The sequence below is a fragment of the Burkholderia sp. HI2714 genome (genome assembly GCF_002223085.1).
Taxonomy (GTDB): domain Bacteria; phylum Pseudomonadota; class Gammaproteobacteria; order Burkholderiales; family Burkholderiaceae; genus Burkholderia; species Burkholderia lata_D.
Window position 1 is genome coordinate 177,528 of the sequence record NZ_NKFM01000055.1, and the last position, 12,699, is coordinate 190,226.

At 68.4% G+C, this 12,699-nt stretch carries 13 protein-coding genes; 9 read left to right on the plus strand and 4 right to left on the minus strand.

Annotated elements, in window-relative coordinates:
• Window positions 1-142: 142 nt before the first annotated feature.
• On the plus strand, window positions 143-688 hold the full coding sequence (gene hpaC / locus CFB82_RS30195; RefSeq protein ID WP_069252858.1) for a 4-hydroxyphenylacetate 3-monooxygenase, reductase component: 546 nt from the start codon (window positions 143-145) through the stop codon (window positions 686-688).
• Between the two features lie 20 nt (window positions 689-708).
• Here the strand turns inward: hpaC and CFB82_RS30200 are convergent, their stop codons facing one another.
• Complete coding sequence (locus CFB82_RS30200; RefSeq protein ID WP_089486434.1) at window positions 709-1,977, minus strand: YbfB/YjiJ family MFS transporter; 1,269 nt, start codon at window positions 1,975-1,977, stop codon at window positions 709-711.
• A gap of 225 nt (window positions 1,978-2,202) precedes the next feature.
• Window positions 2,203-2,748 carry an RBBP9/YdeN family alpha/beta hydrolase gene (locus tag CFB82_RS30205; RefSeq protein ID WP_089486435.1) on the minus strand — a complete coding sequence of 182 codons (546 nt, stop codon included), beginning with the start codon at window positions 2,746-2,748 and terminating at the stop codon, window positions 2,203-2,205.
• A gap of 117 nt (window positions 2,749-2,865) precedes the next feature.
• Here CFB82_RS30205 and CFB82_RS30210 point away from each other — a divergent pair, with 117 nt between their 5' ends.
• The 3 genes from CFB82_RS30210 to CFB82_RS30215 all read left to right on the plus strand — a co-directional run bounded on the left by CFB82_RS30210 (window position 2,866) and on the right by CFB82_RS30215 (window position 4,841).
• Window positions 2,866-3,321, plus strand: a complete 456-nt coding sequence (locus tag CFB82_RS30210) for an Lrp/AsnC family transcriptional regulator (RefSeq protein ID WP_011356102.1) — start codon at window positions 2,866-2,868, stop codon at window positions 3,319-3,321.
• 385 nt (window positions 3,322-3,706) lie between these two features.
• On the plus strand, window positions 3,707-3,829 hold the full coding sequence (locus CFB82_RS44155; protein WP_006766865.1) for a hypothetical protein: 123 nt from the start codon (window positions 3,707-3,709) through the stop codon (window positions 3,827-3,829).
• A 58-nt stretch (window positions 3,830-3,887) separates the two neighbouring features.
• On the plus strand, window positions 3,888-4,841 hold the full coding sequence (locus CFB82_RS30215) for a leucyl aminopeptidase (RefSeq protein WP_089486436.1): 954 nt from the start codon (window positions 3,888-3,890) through the stop codon (window positions 4,839-4,841).
• Between the two features lie 16 nt (window positions 4,842-4,857).
• Here CFB82_RS30215 and CFB82_RS30220 read toward each other — a convergent pair whose 3' ends face one another.
• Complete coding sequence (locus tag CFB82_RS30220) at window positions 4,858-5,367, minus strand: GNAT family N-acetyltransferase (protein WP_089447162.1); 510 nt, start codon at window positions 5,365-5,367, stop codon at window positions 4,858-4,860.
• Between the two features lie 43 nt (window positions 5,368-5,410).
• Window positions 5,411-6,442, minus strand: a complete 1,032-nt coding sequence (locus tag CFB82_RS30225) for an AraC family transcriptional regulator (RefSeq protein ID WP_089486437.1) — start codon at window positions 6,440-6,442, stop codon at window positions 5,411-5,413.
• Window positions 6,443-6,769: 327 nt separating this feature from the next.
• Here CFB82_RS30225 and CFB82_RS30230 point away from each other — a divergent pair, with 327 nt between their 5' ends.
• From CFB82_RS30230 to CFB82_RS30250, 5 genes are all read left to right on the plus strand, one after another.
• Window positions 6,770-8,485, plus strand: coding sequence for a GMC family oxidoreductase (locus tag CFB82_RS30230; protein ID WP_089486438.1), 1,716 nt, complete (start codon window positions 6,770-6,772; stop codon window positions 8,483-8,485).
• Window positions 8,472-10,922 carry a flavin-containing monooxygenase gene (locus CFB82_RS30235; protein WP_089486439.1) on the plus strand — a complete coding sequence of 817 codons (2,451 nt, stop codon included), beginning with the start codon at window positions 8,472-8,474 and terminating at the stop codon, window positions 10,920-10,922. Before CFB82_RS30230 ends, CFB82_RS30235 begins: the two co-directional genes overlap by 14 nt.
• Window positions 10,923-11,131: 209 nt before the next feature.
• Window positions 11,132-11,686 carry an arsenate reductase/protein-tyrosine-phosphatase family protein gene (locus CFB82_RS30240; protein WP_089474233.1) on the plus strand — a complete coding sequence of 185 codons (555 nt, stop codon included), beginning with the start codon at window positions 11,132-11,134 and terminating at the stop codon, window positions 11,684-11,686.
• 353 nt (window positions 11,687-12,039) lie between these two features.
• Complete coding sequence (locus tag CFB82_RS30245) at window positions 12,040-12,372, plus strand: type II toxin-antitoxin system RelE/ParE family toxin (protein WP_089486440.1); 333 nt, start codon at window positions 12,040-12,042, stop codon at window positions 12,370-12,372.
• Window positions 12,369-12,698: a helix-turn-helix domain-containing transcriptional regulator gene (locus CFB82_RS30250; protein WP_089486441.1), complete on the plus strand. Its 330-nt coding sequence runs from the start codon at window positions 12,369-12,371 to the stop codon at window positions 12,696-12,698. Before CFB82_RS30245 ends, CFB82_RS30250 begins: the two co-directional genes overlap by 4 nt.
• The last annotated feature ends 1 nt before the right edge of the window (window position 12,699 follow it).

Below are 12,699 nucleotides of genomic sequence, written 5' to 3' on the forward strand. Positions count from 1 at the left end.
GTTGGCGAGAACGCCATCTCCATCGTCAATCGTGCGAATGGTCGCCGGCATTTTCGCGTCGTACGCTTGGGTCATCGTCGGCGATCCGGCGCTGCACCGGCAGCGCTACGCGATCGCCGCTTTCGTCCAACCAGGAGCGCCCATGTCTTCCACGACCGATATCCAGCGACCGGCACGCGTCGAGCCGAGCGACGCGCAGAAGGCCTTCCGGCAAGCGATGGCCCACCTCGGCGCGGCCGTCAACGTGATCACCACCGCCGGGCCGCACGGCCGCTGCGGCATCACCGCGAGCGCCGTGTGCTCCGTCACCGACACGCCGCCGACGCTGCTCGTGTGCCTCAACCGGTCGAGCGCGATGCGCGCGACGTTCGAACGCAACCGCCACGTCTGCATCAACGTGCTGCCGGCCGAACACGAGCAACTCGCACGGCATTTCGCGGGGCTCACCGACCTGCCGATGGAGCGGCGCTTCGACCTGCCCGTGTGGGATCGCGGCGAGCAGGACGTGCCCGTGCTGCGCGACGCGCTCGCGAGCCTGCAGGGCACGATCGCCGACATGAAGGAGGTCGGCTCGCATTCGGTGATGTTCATTGAGGCGACGTCGATCCGCGTGCGCGACGACGGCGACAGCCTGATCTACTTCAGCCGTGCGTTTCATCGCGTGTCGCGCACGGCGTGCGTGCGGTGACTGGCGCGTTTGGCGCGTGACTACGCGGCGGCTCGCAACGCACGCTGCCCGGCCGCGAGCGCGGCGCCCGCGAACAGCGTCAGCGCCGAATACACGAGCCCGCGCGCGAGCCCTGCACTATCCGACACCCAGCCGATCGCGACCGGCCCGGCGATCTGCCCGAACGCAAAGACCGTCGTGAACGCGCTGATCCCCTTCGCCCATCCGTCCGGCGGCAGGTTGTGGCGCACGAACGCCGTCGTCGATGCGACGGCCGACAGGAACGTCGCGCCGAACAGCACGCCCGACGCGAACGCGGCCGCCGGATGCACGAACATCGCCGGCATCAGCGTCGCGATGCCGAGCAGCGCGTTGAGCACGGCGAGCGCCTGGCCGCCGCGCATCCGGTCGAGCAGCCCCGACCACAGCCGCGCCGACACGACGGTCGCGACGCCGAGCATCACGTAGAACGCGGCGACCACCGTGCCGCTCATCCCGGCGCCGCGCAGCAGCGCGACGATGAAGGTCATGTAGCCGATATAGCCGACGCCGAACAGGCCGTAGCCGGCCAGCGCGAGTGCGAAGCGCACGGGGCTCGCGGTCGCGGCCGCCGTCGCATCGCCGCGCGGCGCAGTCGGTGCCGCGTGCACGCGCTCGATGCGGCGTGCGGCCGACACGGCCACCGCCGAGAACAGCACGCACGCGAACGCGAGCGCGAACCACGCGGGTTGCCAGCCATGGACACCCTGCGTAAGCGTGGCCGGCACGAGCAGTGACGAAGCGACGATGCCCCACCCCGTGCCGCCGTAGTAGAGCCCGAGCAGCAGCCCCGCATCGCGCGGCGACGCCGATGCGAGCCGCGCGGCCAGCACGCCGCCGCTGATGAAGATCAGCGCGCTGCCGACACCGGTCGCGAGCCGCTGCACGAGCAGCGCATGCATGCCGGACGTGAGCCCGCACGCGGCCATCAGCAATGCGGTCAGCACGCATCCGGCCGCCAGCAGCGAGCCTGCTCGCCAGCGCCGCGACAGCAACGGAAACGCGAGTGCACCGACCAGGTAGCCGGCCGCGTTCGCCGTGTTCAGCGCGCCGGCCTGCGCGAACGTCCAGCCGAGATCGGCCTTCATCGGCGGCAGCAGCAGCGCATACGAAAAGCGCGCGAGGCCGAGCGCGATCGCGCTGCCGAGCGACAGGCGGATCGCGAGCCGCCACGCGGCGATGCGATCGGGATCACGTTCCGGGAAGGTGCCGGTCACGCCGGTGTCCGGCCGCGACGGGCCGGCCTGCTCCGGTTGCGGCGCTGCGCGCATCGCGTGTCTCCTTGGTCGTTCGAAGCCGCGGCAAGTCGTGACGGCGGAACCGGTGTTCCGCACGCGCCAACCCCGACTGTCGAGGCTTCCGATTCTGTCGACGATCATACTTGAGCCGTCGCGGGCCGGCATGCGTTGGCGGCAGGAACCCGGCCGCGGCAGCCGGATCGTCGATGCATCGCGCGCCGCAAGCCATCGCGGGCGCACGTCGGCCGCCTGCCCGCGCTACCCCCGCAATCCCGCGATGAAGGCGGTGAACAACGCGCGTCCCTCGGGCCATTCCGCCAATCCCGCTTCCGTATTCAGATGGCCGCGCGGGCCGAGCAGCAACGGCGTCGCACCCCGCTCGCTTGCCCATGCAATGCCGCGCCCGGCCGGGTCGTACCCATCATCCGAACTGGCGATCGCCAGCACCGGCAAGCCGCCGAAATCGCCCTGCGGCACATGCGCGAACGCCCTGGCCGCAGCCGGAAAGCGCGGGCCGCCCGGATCGGGCACCGCAACGAGCCACGCAGCGCGCACGACGCGCGTCGACGCCGCACGCCAGTGCGCGAACAGCAGGCACCCCAGCGAATGACAGACCACCACCGGCGGCGTCGCGGCTTGCGCAACGGCTTCATCGAGCGCCGCCATCCAGTCGCGCAGGTCGGGCGCATCCCATGACGCCGGCGCCATGCGCGCGGCGCCCGGAAGCGCGGCCTCCCAGTGGCTCTGCCAATGATCCGGTCCCGAGTTGCCGATCCCCGGCACGATCACGATCGTCTGGTCCATCTCCGTCTCCATGAATAAGCGAGTTCGCAGTCTGGCCTGCCGGAAACCGGCCGGGAATGGTAAATCATCGGATATTGAGACAATATGCCGATGAATTAACGGAGCGGGAAAGCGGACATGTCGAACGGAGAGCTCGATCGCCTGGATCTGTCGATCCTCGAGGCGCTTCAGGAAAATGCGCGGATGCCGCTGTCCGAAGTGGGCCGCCGCATCGGCCTGTCGCAGCCGGCCACGTCGGAGCGCGTCAAGCGGCTGGAAGAACGCGGCATCATCGCGGGCTACGGCGCACGGATCGACCCGGCCGCGCTGGGGTTGGGAATGATGGCCATCATCCGGCTGAAGACGACGCACGAACACATCAAGCCCGCGCTGCGCGCGTTCGCGGAGATGCCGCACGTCATCGAGGTCCACCGGATGACCGGCGAGGATTGCTTCCTGCTGAAGGTCCTGGTGCCGACGCCGGGACAACTCGAAACCATCATCGATGCGATTGCCCGCTTCGGCGCGGTCACGACGTCGCTGGTGCTGCGATCCGAGCCGGCCAAACCGCTCGGCAAGGCGCTGCTCGGTTGACACGGGCATCGGGGCCGCTGACGCGCCGCCGATGACCGGCGACGCGTTCGCGCGCATGCAAGGTCACCGCCAACACCACTGGTCGCGGCGATTGAATTCCTGATGAAAAATCGCCGAATGCAATGCACCGCATGAGATTCCGGTCATTGAAAAAAAGCCATCGAATCCGTCATTCGCTTTATCCGTGTTTTAGCGCACGCGACCCGCAAATCCCCCGTGTTTAGCACGTCTCGGCTAAAAACCTTGCAACGCATTGCATTCGTAAATTCCTCAGACTAATATCAACGCCACTCGTCGCGCATTCACGAAATGCGTGATGAGGAGTGGCAACTTTTTAGCCGCGCTTTCATGTTGAATCACTCATGTTCACCACAGGAGAATTGACATGCAGGACACCCAGCAGATCGAATTGCTTGACTGGATGCAGGAAGACACGCACCCCGAGGCCGTCGACATGATGGTCGAGGACGCCGTTGTGCCGTTCGGCACCGCGCTCTGGCCGGTCTGAGCGGGCCACCCGTTCTCGCGGAAGGGCCTCGGCCCTTCCGCCGTTTCCGGAGACACGCATGCTGAACCTGCACCGCGCACTGGGCTTCCACCCCGCGCTGCGCGACAAGCTGGCGCGCGGCGAGTCGGGAAAACTGCTGGTCGGCCATGACACCCGCAACCGCGACATCGCGTTGCGCGCGTTTTCCGCCCTGCCCGATTCGCTCGACGCGACCACACTCTGCCTCGAAAGCACCCCGCCCGCCGATATCGCCGCCGCGCTCGATCGCGCCGATCTGTTCGTGCTGCTGTACGACTCGTCGTGCCTGCCGACACCGTCGCCGAGCGGGCCGCCGTTCCTCGCCGCGATCCGCCCCGCGATCGTCGAGCACTGGAGCAAGTCGGTCCTGTTCAAGGATTACGGCCCGCATCTCGACGAGGCATTCGCCGAATCGCTCGACGACATCGCGGCGCGCAACGGCCGGCTGATCGCCGCGGCCGCGCGCGCATCGCAGATCCGCTTCATCGATGAAGCGGGCAACACGCTGACGGGCTCGCTCGCGCCGGACCAGAAATGGACGAGCGTGGACGGAATGGGCAACCTCGACGTCGTGCCCGGCGAGATCGCGACGCACGTCACCGATCTCAACGGCTCGGTCGTCTTCAGCGGCACGTTTCTCGGCACCGTGCCGTTCGCGATCAAGTACAAGGTGGCCGAGCAGCTCGCCACGTTGCGGGTCGAGAACAGCATGATCGTCGGATTCGACACGGACAACGATGGCTTCCGCCGCGATTTCGCCGCCTATCTCGACCGGCATCCGAATCACCGGCGGATCGAGGAATTCGGCATCGGCACGAACCTCGGAATTCGCGGGCTGTACGGCCGCAACGCGGGGTTCGAGGAACGCCATCCGGGCCTGCACCTCGGGCTCGGCGGCGGCGAAAACGGCAGCCATCATCTCGACCTGATCTTCGCGCGCGGCACGCTCGCGCTCGACGACCGGATCGTGTTCGACGGCGCGTTCGCCGTCTGACGAAGCGGCCGCGTGCTCAGGCTTCGGCGGCCGCCGTGTCGCCGAGCCACTTGTACATCACGAGGCTGTCGACGAAGCCGAGCCGTGCATGACGATACGCACGCGGCAGGCGCCCGACGATTTCAAACCCGAGCTTCTGCCACAGCGCGACCGCCACCTCGTTCGTCGACACCACCGAGTTGAACTGCATCGCGAGGAAACCGCGCTCGCGCGCGACCTGCTGCGAGTGCTCGCACATCAGGCGCGCGACGCCGCGGCCGCGCGCGGCCTCGCTCACCATGTAACCGCAGTTGCTCACGTGATTGCCGGGGCCGCCCGCGTTCGCCTTCAGGTAGTACGAGCCCAGGACCACGCCGTCCTCTTCGGCGATCCACGTGCACAGCGGCGCATCGAGCCACAGTGCGCGCGCCGCTTCCTGTGTCGGCGCCGCATCGAATGCATAGGTTTCCTGAGCGGCGACGATGGCGCGGTAAGTCGGCCAGAAGCGCGGGAAATCGTCGTCGGTCATCGGGCGAATCGTGATCATGCGGAGGCTCTCGTGATGGGAATGTCGGCGATCGTACCGTGATTCAGGAACGGCCGCTGTCCCGTTGCGCCGCGCTGCGATACGCGCCCGGCGGCACGCCGTACCAGCGCTTGAACGCCTGCGAGAAGCTCGACAGGTCGCTGAAGCCGAGCCGCTCCGCGACTTCCGCGAGCGACAGGCGCGCGTCGCCGAGCAGCGTCTCGGCCATCGCGCCGCGCGCCTGCGCGAGCAGTGCGCGGAACGTCGTGCCCTCCTCCTGCAGCCGGCGCTTGAGCGTGCGCGGGCTCGTGTTCATCAGCCGCGCCATGTCCTCGAGCGAGAACGGCGCGTGGCCGGGCGTCGCGCTCAGGTACTGGCGCACCATCTCCGACGTGCCCACGCGCGCGCGCCGCGCTTCGAGCAGCTGGCCGCACATCTGTTCGCACATCGACACCGTCAGCGGATTCGCATGCGGCAGCAGCCGGTCGAGAAACACGCGGTCGAACGCGAGGCTGTTCGCGCGCGCCGAGAAGGCAGGCTCGACGCCGGCGATGCGCGGCACCGGCATGGTCGGCGTGCGCGCCGCCTGCACCGAGAAGCGCGACAACGCGAATGTGTCGTCGCCGATTTCCTGCAGCAGCACGGCCGCGGCCGTCATGTCGCGCTCGACGAGAAAGCGGCTCAGCGTGCCATCGAGTTCCGGCGCGCCGAAATTGAGCATGCACGTGCCGCCTTCCTCGCGGTACGTGATCATCGTGAACGCAAAGGTGAGCGGCAGGAAGCGCAGCGCCAGCGCGAGCGCGTCGCGTGCGGTCGCGCTGGCGATCAGCCCGTAGCCCCACACCCCGTACGCGGAGAAGTGATAACGCTGGCCGACCTCGAACCCGAGGCCCGGCGCGCGCCCGAGCGCACGCAGCAGGTTGCCGGTCAGCCGCAGTTCCTGCGCGGCCGTCACCTCGACCTTCGGATCGTCGAGCTGCGCGTCCGCGAGGCCCGTGCCGGCCAGCAGCGTCGTGTGCGGCACGCCGCGTTCGTCGCCGAAATCGACCAGCAACCGGGCGCTGGCCGGACTCCGGGTGAAATCCCAGAAGCTCATGCGGAGAAACCCTCGAAGCGCCGATTTGGCCCAAATACTAAAGCAATTGTCCCGAAGCAGCATTGGTGTTTTCCCATGCGGCCAGCACCATCGGCGTCATCCAGTCGTCATCCGAACGACGCCATCGCCCTCCGGAGGAGACACCATGCGACCGAGTCGCCCGACCGATCCCGCAGCCCGCTTCGCATGCCGGCGCGACGCTTTCGCCGCGTTCGCCGCGTTCGCCCGCGACCCCGCCTCGCCACTCGCGCCCCGCCTGCCGCGCACCGGCCGCTCGTGCACGCTGCCGCGCCCCGCTTGACCCATCGACCCTCGGAGGACGAATCCATGAGCAAGACTTTCGACTACATCGTCGTTGGCGGCGGTTCGGGCGGCAGCGTCGTCGCCGGGCGGCTGACCGAGGACCCGGCCGTGACCGTCTGCGTGCTCGAGGCCGGCGGCCGCGGCGACGGCACGCTCGTCAACGTGCCGACCGGCGCGGTCGCGATGATGCCGACCCGCATCAACAACTGGGCCTTCGACACGGTGCCGCAGCCGGGCCTCGGCGGGCGCATCGGCTACCAGCCGCGCGGCAAGGTGCTGGGCGGGTCGTCGGCCATCAACGCGATGGTCTATATCCGCGGCCATCGCGTCGACTACGACGGCTGGGCCGCGCTCGGCAACGAAGGCTGGAGCTACGACGACGTACTGCCGTACTTCCGCCTGAGCGAGCACAACGAGCGCTTCGACGATGCGTGGCACGGCCGCGACGGCCCGCTGTGGGTGAGCGACCTGCGCACCGGCAACCCGTTCCATGCGCGCTACCTGGAAGCCGCGCGGCAGGCCGGCCTGCCGCTCACCAACGATTTCAACGGCGCGCAGCAGGAAGGCATCGGCATCTACCAGGTCACGCAGAAGCACGGCGAACGGTGGAGCGCGGCGCGCGCGTACCTGCTGCCGCACGTCGGCCGCCGCGACAACCTGACGGTCGAGACGCATGCGCAGGTACTGCGCATCCTGTTCGACGGCACGCGCGCGATCGGTGTCGAGGTGCGGCAGCGTGGCGAGGTCCGCACGCTGCGCGCGCGGCGTGAAGTCGTGCTCGCGGCCGGTGCGCTGCAAACACCGCAGTTGCTGATGCTGTCGGGCGTCGGCCCGGGCCGCGAACTTCGGCAACAGGGCATCGCCGTGCACGCCGACCTGCCCGGCGTCGGCCGCAACCTGCAGGATCATCCGGATTTCATCTTCGGCTACCGCACGCGCAGCGTCGACACGATGGGCGTGTCCGCGGGCGGCGGCCTGCGCATGCTGCGCGAGCTGGCGCGTTTTCGCCGCGAACGGCGCGGCATGCTGACGTCGAATTTCGCGGAAGGCGGCGGCTTCCTGAAGACGCGCGCCGGGCTCGATGCGCCGGACATCCAGCTGCACTTCGTCGTCGCGCTCGTCGACGATCATGCGCGCAAGCTGCACACCGGCCACGGGCTGTCGTGCCACGTGTGCCTGCTGCGGCCGCGCAGCCGCGGCTCGGTCACGCTGAACAGCGCCGATCCGCTCGCGGCGCCGCGCATCGATCCCGCGTTCTTCGACGACCCGCGCGACCTCGACGACATGGTCGCGGGCTTCCGCCTCACACGACGGCTGATGGAAGCGCCGGCACTCGCCGGCTGGACCACGCGCGACCTGTTCACCGCGAACGTCAACACCGACGATGAAATCCGCGACGTGCTGCGGCGGCGCACCGACACCGTGTATCACCCGGTCGGCACATGCCGGATGGGGCACGACGCGCTCGCCGTCGTCGATCCGCAACTGCGCGTGCGCGGCCTGCAGGGGTTGCGCATCGTCGATGCGTCGGTGATGCCGACACTCATCGGCGGCAACACCAACGCACCGACGATCATGATCGCCGAGAAGGCCATCGACCTGATTCGCGGCGTGTGCCGCACGTCCGCACAACCGCAAGGCGAAACCGTCAGGACAGCGACGGATCTCAATACCGTTCCTGCCCCGTGCGCCGCGCACGATACCATCCAGCCCGAGGAAACCCGCCATGTTGTCGCCTGATACCTCTCGCGCCGCCGAATCCGCCGCACCGCTTGCGGCGATCATCATCGGCGCCGGCTTCGCCGGCATCGGCATGGCGATCGCGCTGCAACGTGCCGGCATCCACGATTTCGCGATCGTCGAACGCTCGCACGACGTCGGCGGCGTGTGGCGCGACAACCGCTACCCGGGTGCCGCCTGCGACGTGCCCTCGCACCTGTACTCGTTCTCGTTCGAGCCCAATCCCGCGTGGTCGCGCGTGTTCGCGCCGCAGCCGGAAATCCATGCGTACCTGCAGCATTGCGCGCGCAAGTACGGCCTCGCACGCTACCTGCGCTTCGGCGCCGAAGTCGCGCACGCACGCTACGACGAAACCGCCGCGCTGTGGCGCGTCACGCTCGCCGACGGCACGACGCTCAGCGCCGCCGTGCTCGTCAGCGGCACCGGGCAGCTGAGCCGCCCCGCGATGCCCGACTTGCCCGGCATCGACACGTTTCGCGGCCGCGCGTTCCACTCCGCGCACTGGGATCACGACTATTCGCTTACGGCCAAGCGCGTGGCGGTCGTGGGCACCGGCGCGTCGGCGATCCAGTTCGTCCCGGCGATTGCTGGCGACGTGAAGCAGCTGGTCGTATTCCAGCGTTCGCCGGCCTATGTGATGCCGCGCCCCGACCGCGCGTACCGCCCGTGGGAGAAGGCGCTGTTCCGCCGGCTGCCGTGGGCGATGAAACTGCATCGCGCATCGATCTACCTGCGCTACGAATCGCGCGCGATCGCGTTCACGCGTCTGCACAAGCTGATGAAGGTCGCGGTCGGCCGGCCGTTCCACACACTGCTTGCACGCGATGTGCCGGACCCGGCGTTGCGCGCGCAACTCACGCCCGACTACCCGATCGGCTGCAAGCGCATCTTGCTGTCGAGCGACTACCTTGCCGCGATGAGCCGCGACAACGTCGAGCTCGTCACGCAGCGCATTCGGCGCGTGACGGAGGACGGCATCGAGACCGTCGACGGCGTGCACCATCCGGTCGACGCGATCGTGTACGGCACGGGGTTCGCGGCGACCGAGTTCCTGTCGCCGATGCACATCACGGGCCGCGACGGGCTCGACCTGAACGACGCATGGCGGCGCGGCGCGCAGGCGTATCTCGGGCTCACCGTGCCCGGCTTTCCGAACTTCTTCATGCTGTACGGCCCGAACACCAACCTCGGCCACAACTCGATCGTCTACATGCTCGAAAGCCAGATCGCGCACGTGATGCGCTGCCTGCGCACGATGCGGTGCGACGGTGCGCGCGAGATCGACGTCGACGCGCGCCGCTACCGGCGCTTCAACGTCCATGTGCAGCAGCGGCTCGAAGGATCGGTGTGGAGCAACTGCAAGAGCTGGTACGTCGACGCGTCGGGACACAACAGCACGAACTGGCCGGGCTTCACGCTGACCTACCGGTGGATCACGCGCTTCACCGGGATGTCCGCCTACCGCTTCACGCATCCGTTGCCCGAGTCGGTCGCACCGGCGCGCGACGTGGTGATCGCGCCGCCCGCCGGCCGGCTGGAGGCACTGACCGCCGCATCGCTGCGCGGCTTCCTGCGGCTGGCCTTCCGGCCGCTGATCGGGCCGCCGTTCGGCGCGCGCATGCAACGCCGCGTCGTCGCGCTGCTGTCGCCGCTGATGCCGGGTACGGGCGGCACGCTGCGCTACCGCACGTCCGCGCATCGCGTGCCGGTCGAAGTCGTGGCGCCGAAACGCGGCGACGCGGGCGGCGCGATCCTCTATCTGCACGGTGGGGCATTCTGTCTCGGCGGCCCACATACGCATCGCGGCGTGACGACGCGGCTCGCAAATGATGCGGGCCTGCCGGTGTGGGTGCCCGACTACCGGCTGGCCCCCGAGCATCCGAGCCCGGCCGCGCTCGACGATGCGCTGGCCGTCTACGACGCGATGCGCGCGCAGGGCCACGCGCCGCACCGGATCGTGATCGCCGGCGATTCGGCCGGCGGTGCGCTGGCGCTGGCACTGGCCATCGCGCTGCGCGAGCGCGGCGAGCCGGCCGCCGCCGCGCTGCTGCTGATCTCGCCCGTGACCGATCCCGCGCTCGGCGGCGAGACGCTGGCTTCGCGCCGTCATGACGATCCGATGATCCGTCGCGGCTGGCTCGAACAGGGGCTGCGCTGGTACCACGGCGCCGGTTCGGCTACGACCCGCGGCCCGCTCGACACCGACCTGCGCGGCCTGCCGCCGATGCTCGTCCAGGCCGGCGACCAGGAGGTGCTGCTGTCGGATGCGCAGCGGCTGGCCCGTCATGCGCAGGCCTGTGGCGTGCCGTGCCGGCTGGAGGTTCATGCGGCGCGCTGGCATGTGTTTCATCTGCAGGCGTTTTACCTGCGGTCGGCACGGGAGGCGTTGCGGACGCTGGCGGGGTTTGCGGCGGAGCGGGTGGCGGCGATGGCGTGACGATGAAACAGTCATGCGCCGCGATCGGGGCCGTGGTTCGCGGCTTCCCCGATCGGGCGCACGGTGCACGCGCCGTCACCCGGCCCGCTTGCCGCGAAGCGACACCGTCTTGCAAAAACCGGCTGTTTATTTTTTTCCGTCGCATGCGGCCGTCATGATCTCCCGCAAGCCCTGGCGCGCCGCCGGGGTTTCCCCCTCGAGGAGACATCATGAAAAGAAGGCACACCCTCAACACGCTGGCGCTGCTCTGTTGCGTCGGCATCCAGTGCGCGACGTCGGCGTTCGCCGACGAGCCGAAAAAGGTGGCGTTCGTCGACACCGGCAACACCGGGCGCAGCGTGATGGCCGAAGCGATCGCCGGCCAGTTGATCGCGCAGCGCCACGCGCACATCGCGGTGATCTCACGTGCGGTCGACGAAGATCCGTATGACGAAAAGCCCGAAGAAAACGGCGTGATCCTGATGAAACGCCGTGGCATCGACACGTCCGCGCATCGTTCGGTGCAGTTGAACGCCAACGACATCAAGCATTCCGACGTGATCCTGACGATGACCGACAAACACAAGGAGAAGGTGCTCGCGCTCTATCCGTCGGCCGCCGGCAAGGTGTTCACGCTGGCCGAGTATGCGTCCGGAAAGCACGTCGACGTACCCGACGCGTGGGGCAAGCCGATCGATTTCTACGAATCGGTCACTGCGCAGCTCGACACGTACATCCCGGCGGCGCTCGACAAGATCGCGACGGCCGCGCCGGCGAAGCAGTAATGTCAGGAGGCCTGTCGGCTCGCCTCGCGCGACGCGCCGGCACCGACAGGTTTGCTGTTCACGTTGTTCCCCTACACCCCCGCCACCGCGCGTGCCCCTCACCGGGCCATTGACTTTGGCCATCCGGCCGAATCGTCACCCTGCGCACCGGATGAAAGAATGATCTTCGTCCGGGAAGCCGGCTTCGCGGCCTGACATCCCGCACTTCGAAGGCACCGTATGCGCAGCAACGCGCATGCGGTGTCGTGTGTTGCCCCCACTCGGCAATGGGCGCACGCCCCCGCGCGCACCACCCGGCAGCTCGCACGACCACGCCATTCACCTTACTTCCTTTTTGTAGCTTATAAGTTACAATGCTCTCCAAGTTCGAACTTCTTCGCTATCGGCGCGACGATGGTCGCGAGCCCTTCACCGAATGGTTGAACGCCGTGCGCGACAAGCTTGCGCAGGCACGGATTCGCGAACGCCTGCGCCGCGTGCAGACAGGCAACTTCGGCGATTGCGAGCCCGTCGGCGAAGGCGTGATCGAACTGCGCGTCCACGTCGGCGCCGGCTATCGCGTGTATTTCGGGCGGTACGGCGGCGCACTGGTGCTGTTGCTTTCAGGTGGCGACAAAAGCAGTCAACCCGACGACATCAGGCGCGCAAAGGAACACTGGTCGAACTGGAAACGGAGGCAAACATGACCAAGCTCAAAGGTGCGGTATCGCACCACGACGCGGAAGTCGCCGAACTCGGCGCCGACCGCGAACTCGCGGTGGCCTATCTGCGCGTCGCGATGGAGTCGCTCGACGATCCCGACAACCGCGCGGCCGGCCTGCTCGCGCTGCGTACGGTCGCGGAAGCGTACGGCGGGCTCGGCGCCGTCGCGGCCGAAGCCGGCATCAGCCGCGAATCGCTGTATCGCACGCTCTCGCCAAATGGCAACCCGACACTGAAAACCCTGCTCGCGGTGCTCAAGACCGTCGGCCTGCGCCTGTCCGTCGTCCCTGCACTGCCGGCGCACGCGTAAG